The following is a 17,257-nucleotide window of genomic DNA, read 5'->3' on the forward strand; positions in this document are numbered from 1 at the left end:
TAAACGGCTTATACGCTCTCATCAGAGAGTCGCTGCAACCTCATCAGAGATTTCACCGTTGTGATACACTTCCTGCACGTCGTCGCAGTCTTCGAGCATGTCGATCAGACGCAGCAGTTTTGGCGCAGTTTCCGCATCCATGTCCGCTTTGGTGGACGGGATCATGGAGACTTCAGCGTTGTCCGCTTTCAGACCCGCGGCTTCGAGTGCATCGCGCACGGCGCCCATCTCTTCCCACGCGGTGTAAACGTCAATTGCGCCATCATCGTAGGTCACCACGTCTTCCGCACCGGCTTCCAGGGCGGCTTCCATGATCACATCTTCGTCGCCTTTCTCGAAGGAGATGACGCCTTTTTTGCTGAACAGGTAAGAAACGGAACCGTCGGTACCCAGGTTGCCGCCGGTTTTAGTGAATGCATGGCGCACTTCCGCAACGGTACGGTTACGGTTGTCGGACAGGCACTCAACCATCACGGCAGTACCGCCAGGGCCGTAACCTTCATAAATGATGGTTTCCATGTTCGCGTCTTCATCACCGCCTACACCACGTGCGATGGCACGGTTCAGGGTGTCACGCGTCATGTTGTTAGACAGCGCTTTATCCACCGCCGCGCGCAGACGCGGGTTAGAGGCCGGATCGCCGCCGCCCAGACGTGCCGCTGTCACCAGCTCACGAATGATTTTGGTAAAGATCTTACCGCGTTTGGCATCCTGTGCCGCTTTACGGTGTTTGGTGTTGGCCCACTTACTATGACCTGCCATAAAAAGTTCTCCAAAAATCGCGCCTTCTCAGGCAGCGTTAATTACAAATTCTTCAATCGCCTGCCGGTTGCTCCACGACTTGGTCAGTGCGGCGGCATCCGTCGCATCCACCCAGCGGTAGTTCAGGTGTTCGGTAAACACGATCTCCCTCTCATGGGGGAGCGCGAGACAGAACCACGATTCCGTATTGCGCTCAATGCCCGGCGCGTAGCGATGACGTAAATGGCTAAAAATTTCAAACTCCACCGTGCGCTGACAGTCCTTCAGGGTCAGTTGCTCGCGAGCAACATCAATGGTGACCTCTTCCTTTACTTCACGCGCGGCGGCCTGCGGCGCGGTTTCCCCCTCTTCCAGGCTGCCGGTAACCGACTGCCAGAAATCAGGATCGTCGCGCCGCTGCAACATTAGCACCCGCTTCGTGTCCTGGGCATAAATGACAACTAAGACAGAAACGGGAAGCTTGTATGTCATATCAGTTTTTCTCTTCCTTCTTCACCACCTCAATGCCCAGCTCAGCCAGTGCAGTCGGGTTAGCAAAGCTTGGCGCTTCGGTCATCAGACACGCTGCGGCAGTGGTTTTCGGGAAGGCAATAACATCACGAATGTTATCGGTGCCGGTCAGCAGCATGGTCAGACGGTCAAGACCGAAAGCCAGACCTGCGTGTGGCGGTGTACCGTATTTCAGGGCGTCCAGCAGGAAGCCAAATTTCTCACGCTGCTCCTGTTCGTTAATGCCCAGGATGCCGAACACGGTCTGCTGCATTTCGCCGCTGTGAATACGCACGGACCCCCCGCCCACTTCGTAGCCGTTGATCACCATGTCGTAGGCGTTTGCCACCGCATCTTCCGGAGACGCTTTCAGCTCTGCCGCCGTCATGTCTTTTGGCGAGGTGAACGGGTGGTGCATCGCGGTCAAACCGCCCTCACCGTCGTCTTCAAACATCGGGAAGTCGATAACCCACAGCGGTGCCCATTTGGTTTCGTCAGTCAGGCTGAGGTCTTTGCCCAGCTTCAGACGCAACGCGCCCATCGCATCGGCAACCACTTTCTTGTTGTCTGCGCCGAAGAAGATCATGTCGCCATCCTGCGCGCCGGTGCGCTCAAGAATCGCTTCCACGATGTCCGCATTCAGGAACTTCGCAACCGGGCTGGTGATCCCTTCCAGACCTTTCGCACGCTCGGTTACTTTAATATAGGCCAGACCTTTCGCGCCGTAGATCTTAATGAAGTTGCCGTAATCGTCGATCTGCTTACGGCTCAGTGCCGCACCGCCCGGTACGCGCAGGGCTGCAACACGGCCTTTCGGATCGTTAGCCGGGCCGGCAAATACCGCGAACTCAACGGATTTCACCAGGTCTGCAACATCCACCAGCTCCATCGGGTTACGCAGGTCTGGTTTGTCGGAACCGTAACGACGCTCGGCTTCGGCGAAGGTCATGATCGGGAAATCGCCCAGCTCGACGCCTTTCACGTCATTCCACAGGCTACGCACCAGCGCTTCCATCACTTCACGCACCTGCTCGGCGGTCATGAAGGAGGTTTCCACATCGATCTGGGTGAATTCTGGCTGACGGTCAGCACGCAGGTCTTCGTCGCGGAAACATTTGACGATCTGATAGTAGCGATCGAAACCGGACATCATCAGCAGCTGTTTGAACAGCTGTGGAGACTGTGGCAGCGCGTAGAATTTGCCTTTATGTACGCGGGATGGGACCAGATAATCGCGCGCACCTTCCGGTGTGGCTTTGGTCAGCATCGGGGTTTCGATATCGAGGAAACCGTGGTCATCCATGAAACGGCGCACCAGGCTGGTGATTTTCGCACGGGTTTTCAGGCGCTGGGCCATCTCCGGACGACGCAGATCCAGGTAGCGGTATTTCAGACGCGCTTCTTCCGTGTTGACGTGGTTGGAGTCCAGCGGCAGCGCTTCAGCACGGTTAATGATAACCAGATCGGACGCCAGCACTTCAATGGCACCCGTCGCCATGTCTGCGTTGACGTTTTTCTCGTCACGCGCACGCACGGTACCGGTGACCTGAATGCAGAACTCATTACGCAGCTCAGAAGCCAGCTTCAACGCATCCGCACGATCCGGGTCGAAGAACACCTGAACGATACCTTCACGGTCGCGCATATCGATGAAAATAAGGCTACCAAGATCACGACGACGGTTGACCCAACCACACAGGGTGACCTGCTGTCCGACGTGGGACTGACGCAGCTGCCCGCAATATTCTGTACGCATGAGATATCCCTTAATTAGCCGCAGGCTAAATGTCGCCTGGAATGCAGGCTACTATGTCGCAGCTTTCTGTATGTCACAACTGGATGAAAAAAGGCGGCTATTATACTGGAAATTCCGCCGGACGATAAGAGCGAACCACGGCCTGACGGTCGTTTGCTGCACTCTTATTGCGCATTCTCACAAAAATTAACAAAATTATCCGACCCATTACAGGTCATCACGTCGTATGGTGTTACGGAAGTGATTCATTTAACGGGAGTAACGATGTTAACACTGGATGCCAGCAAAACCGCGCTTGTGGTGATTGATTTACAGGAAGGGATCCTGCCCTTTGCCGGTGGCCCGCACGCTGCGGATGATGTGGTTAGCCGCGCCGCTCGTCTGGCGGAAAAATGCCGTGCCAGCGATGCCCCTGTAGTCATGGTGCGCGTCGGCTGGTCCGCTGATTTCGCCGAGGCGTTAAAACAGCCCGTTGATGCACAGGCGCCCGCCCATGCCCTGCCGGAAAACTGGTGGACGTATCCGGTGTCGCTGGGCAAACGCGACAGCGATATCGAAGTGACCAAACGTCAATGGGGCGCATTCTACGGAACCGATCTGGAACTGCAGCTCCGCCGTCGTGGTATCGACACCCTTATTCTGTGCGGCATTTCCACCAACATCGGCGTGGAGTCTACCGCCCGTAACGCCTGGGAGCTGGGCTTTAACCTGGTCATTGCGGAAGATGCCTGCAGCGCGGCTTCCGCGGAACAGCATCAGGGCAGCATGACCCATATCTTCCCGCGTATCGGACGCGTGCGCAGCACGGACGAGATCCTCAGCGCACTATGATGTATGTGGGGTTACCCCAGTGGTCGCACCCGAAATGGGTGCGCCTGGGCATCACCGGCCTGGAAGAATATGCCCGACACTTCAACTGTGTCGAGGGCAACACGACCCTCTACGCGCTGCCTAAAGCGGAGATTGTTGAACGCTGGCGGGAGCAAACGACCGACGATTTCAGGTTCTGTTTTAAGTTTCCGGCGACCATCTCCCACAACGCCGCGCTGCGCAACTGCGGGGATTTAACCGAAGAGTTCTTTACGCGCATGTCGCCACTGGCGAACCGGATTGGGCAATACTGGCTCCAGCTTCCCGCCACGTTCGGCCCGCGCGATCTGCCTGCCCTGTGGCAGTTTCTGGATAGCCTGCCCCGCGAGTTTACCTACGGCGTGGAGGTCAGGCATGCTGAATTTTTTGCCAAAGGTGAAGCAGAAATAGCGCTCAACCGCGGCCTGCTGGAACGTGCGGTCAACCGTGTCATTCTTGACAGTCGCCCCGTCCACAGTGCAATCCCGCACAGTGAAGCGATTGTGGATGCGCAACGCAAAAAACCGAAAGTGCCGGTCCACGCCATCGTCACCGCGCAAAACCCGATGGTCAGGTTCATCGGTAGCGACAACATGCTGCAAAATCAGGCGATGTTCGCCGTCTGGCTGCAAAAATTAGCAAAGTGGGAGCAAACCACTACGCCCTATCTCTTTTTGCACACACCGGATATTGCGCAGGCACCCGAACTGGTCGATGCTCTCTGGCAGGCCTTGCAGGCTGCGGTTCCCACCGTGGGCAACGCCCCCTCCATTCCACAACAATCTTCTCTTTTCTGATATCACCCCCTATCATAGTGAAGTGCCATCTGCCAAAAACAGGGAGTTTGTATGGTCAGCGCGCTGTATGCGGTGTTAGGTGCATTACTGCTGATTAAGTTTTCATTTGATGTTGTGCGTCTGAGAATGCAGTACCGTGTTTCTTATGGTGACGGCGGTTTTTCGGAACTGCAAAGTGCTATCCGCATTCACGGCAATGCAGTCGAATACATCCCCGTCGCCTTGATTTTACTGCTGTTTATGGAGATGAATGGCGCAGAAACTTGGATGGTTCACGTCTGTGGCCTGCTTCTGATTGCTGGCCGGCTTATGCATTATTATGGCTTTCACCACCGCTTATTCCGCTGGCGTCGTTCCGGCATGAGCGCGACCTGGTGTTCGCTTTTGCTGATGGTGCTGGCTAACCTTTGGTATATGCCGTGGGAGTTGGTTTTCTCCCTCCATTAGCGCACAATACGCCACTTTATTTTTCCCGGATTTTTACGTTATGTCAGATCGCGACACGCTTTTTTCCGCGCCTATCGCCAGCCTGGGCGACTGGACCTTCGATGAACGAGTAGCCGAAGTCTTCCCGGATATGATCCAGCGCTCTGTTCCCGGTTATTCCAATATTATCTCTATGATCGGTATGCTGGCTGAGCGCTTCGTTCAACCCGGCACGCAGGTCTATGACCTGGGCTGCTCGCTCGGCGCGGCAACGCTGTCGGTACGTCGTAACATTCATCATGAAGATTGCCGAATCATTGCCGTCGACAACTCCCCGGCGATGGTAGAACGCTGCCGTCGCCATATTGATGCGTATAAAGCCCCTGTACCGGTGGACGTCGTCGAAGGCGATATTCGTGAGATTGAAATTCACAACGCGTCGATGGTCATCCTGAATTTTACCCTGCAGTTCCTGGTGCCTGAAGACCGTCAGCTGCTGCTGGACAAAATTTACCAGGGGCTAAATCCCGGCGGCGCGCTGGTGCTTTCCGAGAAATTCAGCTTTGAGGATGCCGACGTTGGCGAACTGCTGTTCAATATGCACCACGATTTTAAACGTGCGAACGGTTACAGCGAGCTGGAGATCAGCCAGAAGCGCAGCATGCTGGAAAACGTGATGCTGACAGACTCCGTAGAAACCCACAAAGCACGCCTGCGCAAAGCCGGATTTGAGCATAGCGAACTGTGGTTCCAGTGCTTTAACTTTGGCTCACTGGTGGCGCTAAAAGCCGGAGATGCAGCATGATTGAGTTCAGTAATTTCTATCAGCTGATAGCTAAAAACCATCTGTCTCACTGGCTGGAAACTCTGCCCGCGCAGATTGCCGCATGGCAGCGCGATCAGCAGCACGGCCTGTTAAAGCAGTGGTCAAATGCGGTGGAGTATCTGCCAGAGCTGACCCCGCATCGTCTGGACCTGCTTCACAGCGTCACCGCAGAAAGCGAAGCACCGCTCCCGGCCGGGCAGATCAACCGCATCGAAACGCTGATGCGTAACCTGATGCCCTGGCGCAAAGGGCCTTTCTCGCTCTACGGGGTGAACATCAACACCGAATGGCGCTCCGACTGGAAATGGGATCGCGTTCTGCCTCATCTGTCTGACCTGACCGGGCGCACTATTCTGGACGTGGGCTGCGGCAGCGGTTACCACATGTGGCGCATGATTGGCGCAGGCGCGCATCTGGCAGTCGGTATCGACCCAATGCAACTGTTCCTGTGCCAGTTTGAAGCAGTGCGTAAACTGCTGGGCAACGACCAGCGCGCCCACCTGCTGCCGCTGGGAATTGAGCAACTTCCTGCCCTGAAAGCGTTTGATACCGTGTTCTCCATGGGCGTGCTCTATCATCGTCGCTCCCCGCTTGAACATCTGTGGCAGCTGAAAGATCAGCTGGTCAGCGGCGGCGAACTGGTACTGGAAACGCTGGTGATCGAAGGTGACGAACATGCTGTTCTGGTGCCGGGCGATCGCTACGCCCAGATGCGTAACGTCTACTTTATCCCGTCCGCGCTGGCATTGAAGAACTGGCTGGAGAAGTGCGGTTTTGTGGATGTGCGGATTGCCGATATCAGCGTGACGTCACTCGAGGAGCAGCGCCGCACCGACTGGATGATCACCGAGTCGCTGGAGCAGTTCCTTGACCCGGCCGACCACAGCAAAACCATCGAAGGCTATCCGGCACCGATGCGTGCGGTATTGATCGCGACGAAGCCGTAACCCTTTAGCCGGGTGACGGCTACGCCTTACCCGGCATACGCGTCGCACGTTTTCTCCAAAATAGTTCAAGTTGCAGCAAGGCGGCAAGGCGGCAAGGCAGCGAATCCCCGGGAGCTTACATCAGTAAGTGACCGGGGTGAGCGAGGCGGCCAACGCGGCTGCGGCTTGAAATATGAAGGAGAAAAAAAGGCCCCTGTGTAATTTGCAGGGGCCTGGTACAAGCAAGCATCATATTGGGCGACATGATGCGCGGTAAAAATCGGTACGTTGCTACACGTGATAGCGCTCAATCAGCGACTTCATTTCCGCAACCGACTCTCCATCTACACCGTAGCGTGAATACTCATCCGCTTCAGCATCCGTCGACATTGACAGCCCTGTATTGCGATAACGCATGGGTGAAGGTATCCATTTCCCCGCAGAGCTGTGAAGCTCTTCCACCCCGGCGTTTAAAAACCGTTCCAGATTGCCGGCACGGACTCCCGCACCCGCCATTATTATTGGAACACCGGAATGGGCTTTTAGTTCCGTAATTAATTGCAGACCTTTTTCAGCAGAAGACTGTTGCCCTGATGTCAGAACGCGCGCCACACCCAGTTCGGCAAGGGTATCAAACGCTTGCAGTGGGTTTTTGCACATATCAAACGCACGATGAAACGTCACGGCCATTCCTTTTGCGGCGTCCATCACCTGACGCATACGCGGCAGATCGACCTCACCGTCTTCATCCAGCAGGCCGGTCACCAGCCCGGGGAACCCGAGGTCACGAACAAGGGCGATATCTTCAAGCATGGCACTGAACTCACCCGACGTATAACAAAAATCACCGCCGCGAGGACGAATAATGGGGTGTACCGGAAGGGTGACGGCATTACGGGCCGACGTCAGCACGCCGTATGAGGGCGTTAACCCTCCTTCTTTCGGGGCGGCGCACAGTTCAATGCGATCGGCCCCTTTCCGTTGCGCGGTGACGGCACACTCCACGCTATAACAACAAATCTCCAGCAGCGCCATCGACTCCTCCTTAAAATCGGCTTAACGCGCCATCATGGCACGCCTCTTGTTTTGGGTCTCAGCGACGAGTCACAACTCTCAGGCTTCGCTGGCAACGATCTGCTCAATGGTCCACGGATGAAATTTCACCGTCACCTGCCCGTCAGTCACGGCCAGCGTCGGATTAGGCAGACGCTCACGCTCGCCTTTGGGCGAACTTGTCTTCACAAAAATGCCCGGCTGGCTTAATCCCTCGTCTGAGAGCAGGGCCAGCGCGCGCGCGTTCAACGTTTCCGGCTCACCCGGCAGGACGATTTCGATATGCTCCCAGCCTTCGTGCGGGTAACGTTTTTCACCCGGCCATGGCAGTTCTACAACGGTGAATTGCCAGTGCGCCACGCAGACCGGTTCATGCAGTTTGAACAGACAAATGGGACGACCATTAATCATGTTCTCAGAAAGCAACTCACCACACTGTTCAAACCCGCGACGCCAGCGCTCGGCAGTCGCGTTTTGATGGCAGCGCAAAGAGATGTGATCGGCCTCAAGCGGCGCGATATCCAGACCAAGACGGGTGGCAAGTTCTGTGAACGCCTGGGTGAAGCGCGGTAAATCTGCGGAAATATCATGCAGTTCGTCAATGGATTGCCAGTTCGCCATACGTCAGTCTCTTTTCATGTCGCAAAGCCGCTAATTTACTCTGTTGCCCTGTTTCGACCAACCTCTGAATCGCGGTTTTTACGACTGCATGTTTATGCACCTCTTCTCTGGCTGGATTCTGAGCAATCTTCGGGCCCCGCAATGCTGACGGCAGAAGGCATTTGCAGTATACTCCCGCCCTAAATTCTTTAACTGGCGCGGGCGGTTGTAGGCCCGCATCAAAAACGTAAGGTATCCAGGTGAATATTCAGGCTCTTCTCTCCGAAAAAGTCAGTCAGGCACTGATTGCCGCAGGTGCGCCTGCGGATTGCGAACCACAGGTTCGTCAGTCAGCAAAAGTACAGTTTGGCGACTATCAGGCTAATGGCGTGATGGCAGTGGCTAAAAAACTGGGCATGCCGCCGCGACAGCTCGCTGAGCAGGTATTGACGCATCTGGATCTCACCGGTATCGCCAGCAAAACCGAAATCGCTGGCCCGGGCTTTATCAACATTTTCCTGGAGCCTGCATTCCTGGCAAGCCACGTTGACGCGGCGCTGAAATCAGACCGTCTGGGTGTCTCCCGACCACAAGCGCAGACGGTGGTGATCGACTACTCTGCCCCGAACGTGGCGAAAGAGATGCACGTTGGCCACCTGCGTTCCACCATCATTGGTGATGCCGCGGTGCGCACGCTTGAGTTTCTCGGTCACAAGGTAATCCGCGCAAACCACGTTGGCGACTGGGGTACCCAGTTCGGCATGCTGATTGCTTACCTGGAAAAACAGCAGCAGGAAAACGCGGGCGAAATGGCGCTGGCGGACCTGGAAGGGTTCTACCGCGAAGCGAAAAAGCATTACGACGAAGACGAAGCCTTTGCCGAGCGCGCGCGCAGTTACGTCGTCAAGCTGCAGGGCGGGGATCAATACTTCCTCGAGATGTGGCGCAAGCTGGTGGACATCACCATGTCCCAGAACCAGCTTACCTATAACCGTCTGAACGTGACCCTGACCCGTGATGATGTGATGGGTGAGAGCCTTTATAACCCAATGCTGCCGGGCATTGTGGCGGACCTGAAAGCGAAAAACCTGGCGGTTGAGAGCGAAGGTGCAACGGTCGTGTTCCTTGATGAGTACAAAAACAAGGAAGGTGAACCGATGGGCGTGATCATCCAGAAAAAGGATGGCGGCTATCTCTACACCACCACCGATATCGCCTGCGCGAAGTACCGTTACGAAACCCTGCATGCTGACCGTGTGCTTTACTACATCGACTCCCGTCAGCACCAGCACCTGATGCAGGCCTGGACTATCGTGCGTAAAGCCGGTTACGTACCGGATTGCGTTCCGCTGGAACACCACATGTTCGGCATGATGCTCGGTAAAGACGGCAAGCCGTTCAAAACCCGTGCGGGTGGTACCGTGAAGCTGTCTGACCTGCTGGATGAAGCGCTGGAGCGCGCCCGTCGTCTGGTGGCAGAGAAGAACCCGGACATGCCTGCCGACGAGCTGGAAAAACTGGCTAACGCCGTCGGTATCGGCGCGGTGAAATACGCGGATCTCTCTAAAAACCGTACCACCGACTATATCTTCGACTGGGATAACATGCTGGCGTTTGAAGGCAACACGGCGCCTTACATGCAATATGCTTACACCCGCGTGCTCTCGGTGTTCCGTAAAGCGAACATTGATGAAAACGTGCTGGCGAATGCGACCGTGACCATCACGGAAGATCGTGAAGCCCAGCTGGCGGCGCGTCTACTGCAGTTTGAAGAGACGCTGACGGTTGTCGCCCGTGACGGTACGCCGCACGTTATGTGCGCTTACCTGTACGATCTGGCGGGTCTGTTCTCCGGCTTCTACGAGCACTGCCCTATTCTGTCTGCGGAAAATGAATCGGTCCGCAACAGCCGCCTGAAGCTGGCGCAGCTGACGGCGAAGACCCTGAAGCTGGGTCTGGATACCCTGGGTATCGAAACCGTAGAGCGTATGTAATACAAAAAACCCGGCAGCCGCCGGGTTTTTTATTATCAGAAATACTTCCGCAAATACTCCGTCAGACACAGAATCGCCATGGCCTGTCCATAGGGCATCGACGTCAGCGGGATTTGGCGATAAAACGCCAGGTCGCTGCCCATCCCCGTGCCGAACGACGTTTGCAATAACTCCCCTTCCGGCGAGATATTTTTCACGATGCCGCGAATCGCTTTTTCAGCAACGTCAGCATACGCAGGCGCAACATAGCGCTTACGCACCGCTTTCAGGATCCCGTAGGCAAACCCGGCCGTCGCGGACGCCTCCAGGTACGAGCCCGGATCGTCCAGCAGAGTATGCCACAAGCCGCTCTCGTCCTGACACTTTGCCAGCGCGGCAATTTGCGCATTCAATACCTGCACTAGATAACGGCGCACGGCGTTGTTTTCCGGCAAATCAATCAGTTCGAGGAAATCCGGAATCACGATGGTAAGCCAGCTGTTGCCCCTCGCCCAGCGGGCACGGGCAAAGTTATGGTTGCCGTCGTAACTCCAGCCGTGGAACCACAGGCCCGTCTCCCGGTCCATCAGGTTCTGCACGTGCAGCAGGAACTGATACACCGCCTCTTCAACGTACTCCGGTTTGTTGAGCAGTTTGCCGATTTTCGCCAGCGGCAACACCGTCATCATCAGCGTGTCATCCCACATCTGCTGATGATTCTCTTCCGCCAGGGTGATGTGCTGCATGCCACCGTGATCGGTGCGCGGCATCTCGGTCATCGCCCATTCCGCCCAGCTTTCCAGCCACGGCAGCCAGGCCGGGTTATTGGTCTCTTCATAACGACAGGCCAGCGTCAGGAACGGTGACATCGTATTGACGTTTTTGGTAGTGGCACCTTCAGCAAAACGGTCAGCAAACCAGCTGTCGATAATCTCGCGCATGCCTGTGTCACCGGTCTGGCAGTAATACTGCCAGATACCGTACAAACCGACGCCGTGCGTCCATTCCCATCCGGCCCAGCCTTTGGTGTCGATCACGCGCCCGTCGTCCAGCCGCAGCAAAAACTCACCCGTCTTGTCGTGGATATTGACCAGGTTATGCGTCACCTTTTGAATCAGTGCTTTCAGCTCATCTCTGGCGATAAAGCGTTCAGGTTGACGCAATAACGGGCTATGTTTGACAGGCCAAACTTTCATCATCTTAACCTCTGTTGTATGTCGAATTCAGTACTGCACGATCCTTCAGCGAAGGTGCGGCTGGCTTATTGCGATTCAGATAACCGATGTTGTTATTACCCCACAGTGACGCATACGGCATACCGGCCAGCATTTCGACAGTGGCGCGGGCGTGCGGCGTCGCTGATTCCGGTCTCGCATGACCCCACGCACGCATTTTCGCGGTCTCCTCGCGCAGCGTGCTGTGGGTCTGTAAATTCAGTCTGAAGCGCAGGGAAACGAGGAATCCGCAGAACAGCACCAGGAGGGTGCCCACACTCAGGATCATCAAAATGGTATGGCTCACTTCCGCAGGCTGTACTTTCTGACCGCTGACAAAGCCGGACATCTGCATCACGATGCCCACCAGCATCACCGCACCGGCCTGAGAGGCTTTACGGGTGAGGGTCATGATGCCGGCGAAGATCCCTTCGCGGCGCTGACCGGTGATCACTTCGTCCACATCAGCGATGTAGGTATAGGTATTCCACGGCACGTAGTTGATACCGCCGCGGCCAAGACCGGCAATGGCAGAAACCAGCAGCAGCAGAGAATAGATGTCGCTCAGCCCGGCATAATAGAGGACGGCGTAAGAAAGAGAGGCCAGGCCAAACAGTACCACCACCATGCGGTAGGACGGCGCAGGACCAAAGCGAATGCACAGCGGGATCATCCCGAGCACGGCGAGAAACTGGAAGATGGCCATCGTACCGAGCAGGTTAGAGGCCATTGAGGCTTCCTGCATCAGCACAAACACCACGTAGTAGGTGAAGACCGCGTTAAATACATCCTGCGCAATGTAGCCGCCGAGATACATCCCCAGATGCTGGCGGAAAATTTTAATTCGCAGCGTAGAACTCAGTTCCACGAACAGACGATTGAGGCTCTGGCCCAGCGTCAGCTTCTTCTTCTCTTCTTCAGCCCGCAGCGCCGCTTCGGACCATTCCTCACGCGGACGTTCCCAGGTAAAGCACCAGACGAAAATGAGCATCAGGGCGCACAGAACGGAGAAAACCAGGCTTGCATAGAAGAAGGAGACCGCATTGTCTTTACCGAAATGCGTGAGCAATATCCCGGGCAGAAAGGAGGCCAGAATGGCGGACATCTGCGCCATGGAAATACGCGCCCCGGAGAACTTGGTTTTCTGTTTGAAGTCATCGGTCATTTCCGGCACCAGCGTCTCGTACGGCACCAGAATCATGGTGTAGACGATATCAAACACCAGATAAGTCAGCAGGTAATACCAGAAATTCATGTCCCCCACCCACATCAGCGAGTAGCTGAACACGCACGGGATCCCCAGCAGAATAAAGAATTTACGGCGACCAAAGCGCCTTCCGAGCCAGGTCGTACCGAAGTTGTCCGTCAAAAACCCCATTAACGGACTGACAACGGCATCCAGCACCCGTGCCGCGGCAAAAATGAACGTTGCTTCAATCGGTGTGAGTCCACAGAAGGTGGTGTAAAAATACAAAAGCCAGGCCGCCGTCAGGGCGGTGGTACCCGCCCCGAGGAAATCACCTGACCCGTATGCAAGATAATTTGCGAGTCCAATTTTACGTGTTTTCATTGCCGTCAACCCTAATCAATGTTGGGAGACTCCCTGTAAGCAAACCTCGTCCGGGAGCTTTTACACGGCTACAGTAAAGGCATCGACTTCCTGATACCTTTCTGTTTCTGCCATCACGCAGGGGGGGAATGGCAAAAATGCAAAGAGTATCGTCACGCGTGTCACTGATTTATAAAACAGCGTTTCTTTTTCATCAAAAGGTGAGGTCAGTTTTGCGAGCCAGCCATCAGTATTCCCTGATGGCTGGTGAAAAAGCGGGCAGTTAGCGGTAGTTTACAATGACAGAATTGCTCTGCACTTTTAGCGCCGGGATCAAACGTCCCCCGCCCGGCACTTCCCAGATAAAACGCAAAGGTTCAATGGCGGGCACGCCGTTGAACGCCTGCGTCGTGCCATTCTCTCCGTCGATTTCCGTACAGCGACTCTGGGAGCAGAGCCGCACCCGCAGTCCGGCTGGCGTTGGGCCAATCAGTCTGTAATTCCAGACCACCATCCCCATCAGACCGGAAACCGCTTCAGAGGGCGACAGCGGAGTAGAAGACATGGCGACACCCCGGTTGCTCAGGGTCACGCCCATGCTGCTTGCCTGCCAGGCGCCTTCCCCGGCCGCCTGTGCCGCCAGCGGGAAGAGCATAATCCAAAGCCATTTAGCCATTATTTTCCTCCAATCGTCGCCGTCATGCGGATATGACGGTTATCCGACAACTCCATATTCGACAGCACCACCAGCTGGTTCAGGCTGCGACGCAGGAAGCGCGACAGCAGCGGACGCAGCGCATGGTTGACCAGCAGCACCGGTGGCGCCCCCAGCATCTCCTGACGTGCCAGCGCCTCCTGGGTCTGCTCCAGCAGGCGATCCGCCAGACCTGGCTCCAGGCCGCCCCCGCCCTGCAGAGCCTGCAGCAGCAGACGTTCAAGCGGCGTGTCGAGGCCAATCACCTGCACTTCTCCGGTTCCCGGGAACCACTGCTGCGTGATTGCACGCCCCAGCGCCACGCGCACCACCGCCGTCAGCTCGTGCGGATCGCTTTGCAGCGGCGCATGCTCGGCAAGGGTTTCCAGAATGGTTCGCATATCGCGGATCGGCACTTTTTCCTCGAGCAGGTTTTGCAGCACCTTGTGCAGCGTGGTTAACGTCAGCACGCCCGGGACCAGATCTTCCGTCAGCTTCGGCATCTCCTGCGTCACGCGGTCGAGAAGCTGCTGCGCTTCCTGACGACCAAACAGCTCTGCCGAGAATTGCCCAATCAGATGATTAAGGTGGGTTGCCACCACGGTACTGGCTTCGACCACCGTATACCCCTGGATTTGCGCCTGCTCTTTCAGCGCACTTTCAATCCAGATGGCCGCCAGACCAAAGGCCGGATCGACGGTTTGCTCGCCCGGCAGCGTGCCTGCCGCGGTGCCAGGGTTAATGGCCAGCCAGCGACCCGGGTAGGCATCGCCGCTGCCAATTTCGACCCCTTTCATCAGAATACGGTAGCGCGCAGGCGGCAGATCCATATTGTCACGGATGTGAACCACCGGCGGCAGGAAGCCCATATCCTGAGCGAATTTTTTACGGATACTGCGGATACGGCCAAGCAGCTCGCCATCCTGCTGAAAATCCACCATCGGGATCAGGCGATACCCCACTTCCATTCCCAGGGAATCTTCCAGCTGCACGTCGTTCCACGTCGCCTCGACGGCCTGAGTATTCTCCGGCATTTTCACCGGAACCGGATCCGCCGCCGGTTGGGTTTCACGGCCACGCATCCACCAGGCAAGGCCCAGCAGACCCGCCGTAAACAGCAGGAAGACGAGGTTTGGCATGCCCGGTACCAGACCAAGCAGACCCAGAACGGCAGCGGCCAGCAGCATTACGCGCGGGTTACTGAAGAGCTGGCCAACCATCTGCTCGCCAACGTCCTGATCGGTACTCACGCGGGTGACAATCACGCCCGCCGCCGTGGAGATGACCAGCGCCGGGATCTGCGCGACCAGACCATCACCAATAGTCAGCAGCGTGTAGCTTTCCGCCGCGTGGCCCATGTCCATGCCGTGCTGCAATACCCCCACCAGAAGGCCGCCCACCACGTTAATCACCATGATCAGAATGCCCGCGATGGCGTCACCGCGCACAAACTTACTCGCACCGTCCATGGATCCGTAGAAGTCCGCTTCCTGAGTGACTTCCGCACGGCGTTTTTTGGCTTCATCTTCCGCGATTAACCCGGCATTCAGATCGGCGTCGATCGCCATCTGCTTGCCCGGCATCCCGTCCAGCACAAAACGGGCGCCCACTTCCGCAATACGTCCGGCACCTTTGGTGATAACCATAAAGTTGATGATCACGAGGATAACGAATACCACGATACCGATAGCGAAATTACCGCCGACCAGGAAGTGGCCGAAGGCCTCCACCACTTTACCTGCTGCTGCCGCGCCGGTGTGTCCTTCCATCAGAATGATACGCGTGGACGCCACGTTCAGCGCCAGTCGCAGCAGAGTGGTAAACAGCAGAATGGTCGGGAACGCGGCAAACTCCAGGGTCCGCTGAGTGAACATCGCCACCAGCAGCACCATAATGGAGAGCGCAATATTAAACGTGAACAGCAGATCGAGGATGAATGCCGGGAGCGGCAGAACCATCATCGACAAAATTAACAGGATGAGAATCGGCCCGGCGAGGATCTGCCATTGGGTCGATTTCAGGTTGCCGGGCAGGCGCAACATTGCCACCAGATTAGCCATCAGTGTCCTTCTCGTTCATAAAATCCAGCGCGGCAGGCACCGGAAGGTTCTCAGGTTTCACAGGCCGTTGACCCCCGGCCAGACGCCAGCGTTTCAACTGCCATACCCAGGCCAGCACTTCCGCCACCGCGGCGTAGAGTTGTCCCGGGATCTGTTGTCCGATTTCCGCATGGCGGTATAAGGCACGCGCCAGCGGTGGAGCTTCCAGGATCGGCACGCGGTTTTCGGTGCCAATTTCCCGGATACGAAGTGCGATCAGCCCCGCCCCTTTCGCCACCACTTTCGGTGCGCTCATCTTGTTTTCGTCGTAGCGCAAGGCAACGGAATAGTGTGTCGGGTTGGTGACGATGACATCCGCCTTCGGCACATCCTCCATCATGCGCCGACGAGCGGCAGCACGCTGCATCTGACGGATACGCCCTTTAACGTGCGGGTCACCTTCCATCTGCTTATATTCGTCACGGATATCCTGACGTGACATCCGCAGTTTCTTGAAATGGCTATAAAGCTGGAAGATAACGTCAAAACCGACCATCGGGATAATGCTGAGCACCACCAGCAGCGCGCAGAGTCCAACCAGATTCAGGGCATTACTCATGGCAGTAAGGGGCGACTCGCTGATGAGGCGCATCATTTCGGGCCAGTGATACCAGAGGAAGAACCCGGCAGAACTGCCCATCAGCACCGATTTGAGAATAGCCTTGAGCAGCTCGGCGCCGGTCTGCGCCGAAAACATTTTCGCAATGCCCGGCAGTGGGTTCAGCTTCGAAAATTTGGGCTGCAGTGATTTTCCGCTAAACACCAGACCGCCCAGCATGACTGGAGAGACCAGCGCCACCAGCACCACGCCGGTAATTAAGGGCAGCAGCGCAACCATGGCCCCTTTTATTAACTGAATAATCTGGCTGAGGATCAGATTCGGGTCATTGACCATACTGTGGTCAAAACGTAAGCCAGTTGAGAGCATTCCCGCCAGCTTGCGGGCGAGCGACTCCCCACCCCACCAGATAATGCACACCCCTACGACAAGGATCAGCAGGGAGGTCAATTCTCGGGATCGGGGGATCTGCCCTTCCTCACGCGCTTTTTCAAGTCGGTGGGGTGTGGGGGCTTCCGTTTTGTCGTCGTTCTCTTCTGCCACAGTGCATGCTCAGCCCATTACGTCACGGTTATCTTGCCACGGGAGGTTATCGCCAATGGGTAGATAAACCCCTATAATCATGCCCTGTTAACCACTTTAACGATTAAACGCTGTAGCGAGGCCGTTTGCCGTTCAAAAAACG

At 56.2% G+C, this 17,257-nt stretch carries 16 protein-coding genes; 6 read left to right on the forward strand and 10 right to left on the reverse strand.

What is annotated here, in order from left to right; translation table 11 throughout:
* Nucleotides 1-21 precede the first annotated feature (21 nt).
* The 3 genes from ABFI50_RS00585 to aspS are packed head-to-tail and all read right to left on the reverse strand — an operon-like array spanning nucleotide 22 to nucleotide 3,007.
* A complete protein-coding gene (locus ABFI50_RS00585; RefSeq protein ID WP_014884320.1) occupies nucleotides 22-762 on the reverse strand; it encodes a YebC/PmpR family DNA-binding transcriptional regulator in 741 nt (246 codons plus the stop codon).
* 27 nt (nucleotides 763-789) lie between these two features.
* Nucleotides 790-1,233, reverse strand: a complete 444-nt coding sequence (gene nudB / locus ABFI50_RS00590) for a dihydroneopterin triphosphate diphosphatase (RefSeq protein WP_014884321.1) — start codon at nucleotides 1,231-1,233, stop codon at nucleotides 790-792.
* A gap of 1 nt (nucleotide 1,234) precedes the next feature.
* Nucleotides 1,235-3,007, reverse strand: coding sequence for an aspartate--tRNA ligase (aspS, locus tag ABFI50_RS00595; protein WP_014884322.1), 1,773 nt, complete (start codon nucleotides 3,005-3,007; stop codon nucleotides 1,235-1,237).
* A 264-nt stretch (nucleotides 3,008-3,271) separates the two neighbouring features.
* Between aspS and ABFI50_RS00600 the strand changes: the two genes are divergently transcribed.
* Genes ABFI50_RS00600 through cmoB form a run of 5 tightly spaced genes read left to right on the forward strand, consistent with a single transcriptional unit; the run spans nucleotide 3,272 to nucleotide 6,852 of the window.
* Nucleotides 3,272-3,838 (forward strand): hydrolase, encoded by a 567-nt coding sequence (locus tag ABFI50_RS00600; protein ID WP_176260800.1) that lies wholly within the window; start codon nucleotides 3,272-3,274, stop codon nucleotides 3,836-3,838.
* On the forward strand, nucleotides 3,835-4,653 hold the full coding sequence (locus tag ABFI50_RS00605) for a DUF72 domain-containing protein (protein ID WP_014884324.1): 819 nt from the start codon (nucleotides 3,835-3,837) through the stop codon (nucleotides 4,651-4,653). The genes ABFI50_RS00600 and ABFI50_RS00605 overlap by 4 nt, the downstream gene beginning before the upstream one ends.
* A gap of 51 nt (nucleotides 4,654-4,704) precedes the next feature.
* Entirely contained in the window at nucleotides 4,705-5,100 is a 396-nt protein-coding gene (locus ABFI50_RS00610; RefSeq protein ID WP_014884325.1) for an MAPEG family protein, read from the forward strand.
* Nucleotides 5,101-5,140: 40 nt separating this feature from the next.
* A complete protein-coding gene (gene cmoA / locus ABFI50_RS00615) occupies nucleotides 5,141-5,884 on the forward strand; it encodes a carboxy-S-adenosyl-L-methionine synthase CmoA (protein WP_196362056.1) in 744 nt (247 codons plus the stop codon).
* Nucleotides 5,881-6,852 (forward strand): tRNA 5-methoxyuridine(34)/uridine 5-oxyacetic acid(34) synthase CmoB, encoded by a 972-nt coding sequence (cmoB, locus tag ABFI50_RS00620; RefSeq protein ID WP_196362057.1) that lies wholly within the window; start codon nucleotides 5,881-5,883, stop codon nucleotides 6,850-6,852. Before cmoA ends, cmoB begins: the two co-directional genes overlap by 4 nt.
* A 270-nt stretch (nucleotides 6,853-7,122) precedes the next feature.
* Here cmoB and cutC read toward each other — a convergent pair whose 3' ends face one another.
* Complete coding sequence (cutC, locus tag ABFI50_RS00625; protein ID WP_196362058.1) at nucleotides 7,123-7,866, reverse strand: copper homeostasis protein CutC; 744 nt, start codon at nucleotides 7,864-7,866, stop codon at nucleotides 7,123-7,125.
* A gap of 78 nt (nucleotides 7,867-7,944) precedes the next feature.
* A complete protein-coding gene (locus ABFI50_RS00630) occupies nucleotides 7,945-8,505 on the reverse strand; it encodes a VOC family protein (RefSeq protein WP_014884329.1) in 561 nt (186 codons plus the stop codon).
* A gap of 239 nt (nucleotides 8,506-8,744) precedes the next feature.
* Between ABFI50_RS00630 and argS the strand changes: the two genes are divergently transcribed.
* Complete coding sequence (gene argS, locus ABFI50_RS00635) at nucleotides 8,745-10,478, forward strand: arginine--tRNA ligase (RefSeq protein ID WP_014884330.1); 1,734 nt, start codon at nucleotides 8,745-8,747, stop codon at nucleotides 10,476-10,478.
* 35 nt (nucleotides 10,479-10,513) lie between these two features.
* Here the strand turns inward: argS and ABFI50_RS00640 are convergent, their stop codons facing one another.
* From ABFI50_RS00640 to flhB, 5 genes are all read right to left on the reverse strand, one after another.
* Complete coding sequence (locus ABFI50_RS00640; RefSeq protein ID WP_063666631.1) at nucleotides 10,514-11,653, reverse strand: glycoside hydrolase family 105 protein; 1,140 nt, start codon at nucleotides 11,651-11,653, stop codon at nucleotides 10,514-10,516.
* Between the two features lie 4 nt (nucleotides 11,654-11,657).
* Nucleotides 11,658-13,241, reverse strand: a complete 1,584-nt coding sequence (locus ABFI50_RS00645) for an MFS transporter (RefSeq protein WP_063666333.1) — start codon at nucleotides 13,239-13,241, stop codon at nucleotides 11,658-11,660.
* Between the two features lie 262 nt (nucleotides 13,242-13,503).
* Entirely contained in the window at nucleotides 13,504-13,896 is a 393-nt protein-coding gene (locus ABFI50_RS00650; RefSeq protein ID WP_014884333.1) for a flagellar protein FlhE, read from the reverse strand.
* A complete protein-coding gene (gene flhA, locus ABFI50_RS00655; protein WP_014884334.1) occupies nucleotides 13,896-15,974 on the reverse strand; it encodes a flagellar biosynthesis protein FlhA in 2,079 nt (692 codons plus the stop codon). Before flhA ends, ABFI50_RS00650 begins: the two co-directional genes overlap by 1 nt.
* Nucleotides 15,967-17,115 carry a flagellar biosynthesis protein FlhB gene (gene flhB, locus ABFI50_RS00660; RefSeq protein WP_023330732.1) on the reverse strand — a complete coding sequence of 383 codons (1,149 nt, stop codon included), beginning with the start codon at nucleotides 17,113-17,115 and terminating at the stop codon, nucleotides 15,967-15,969. Before flhB ends, flhA begins: the two co-directional genes overlap by 8 nt.
* Nucleotides 17,116-17,257: the final 142 nt, after the last annotated feature.

The organism is Enterobacter sp. HNDS-6, from assembly GCF_039850505.1.
GTDB classification, from domain to species: domain Bacteria; phylum Pseudomonadota; class Gammaproteobacteria; order Enterobacterales; family Enterobacteriaceae; genus Enterobacter; species Enterobacter kobei.